Source organism: Streptomyces milbemycinicus (assembly GCF_002154605.1).
Lineage (GTDB): Bacteria > Actinomycetota > Actinomycetes > Streptomycetales > Streptomycetaceae > Streptomyces > Streptomyces milbemycinicus.
This window is the reverse complement of record NZ_MUNE01000409.1, coordinates 9,850-10,281: the sequence shown is the minus strand read 5'-3', so window position 1 is coordinate 10,281 and position 432 is coordinate 9,850. Positions and strand designations below refer to the sequence as shown.

At 70.1% G+C, this 432-nt stretch carries 1 pseudogene; it reads right to left on the bottom strand.

Going from position 1 to position 432, the window contains the following annotated elements:
• Positions 1 to 152: 152 nt before the first annotated feature.
• Positions 153 to 432: pseudogene (locus CCN51_RS58065) on the bottom strand (sensor histidine kinase); the annotation flags it as partial.

Here is a 432-nt window from a genome sequence, read left to right as displayed (position 1 = left end):
GCTGTGGGGGGTGTCGGGGTGTGGTCGCCGCTCTGGCCGGAAAGGTTGCCGCCCCTTCCCGTGGAATTCCCGCGCCGGATTCCTGGACGGAGGACGCGCGGCCGCAAGCGCTCTCACTGCCGCCCTCTACCGCCCGACTACTGTCCTCGCCCCTACTGCCTACTGGTGACCACGTCCTTGGCGACCAGCCGCCCGTCCGAGAAACACAGCCGGTACGCGGACCGCCCGTCGTATCGGCGCACCCCGTAGTAAGCGCAATCCCAGCCGCGGGGAGGCGCGGCGATGCCGTCCGGAGGCCCGTCCATCGTGTACGGCGGCATCCGCGACTCGACATCGGCACGCGGCTCGCCGATCTCCAGCCGGTCGTAGGTGCGCCGGTCCAGCACCGAGTGGTACTGCGTATAGAAGGTGAACCCGCCCCACAGGACCGCC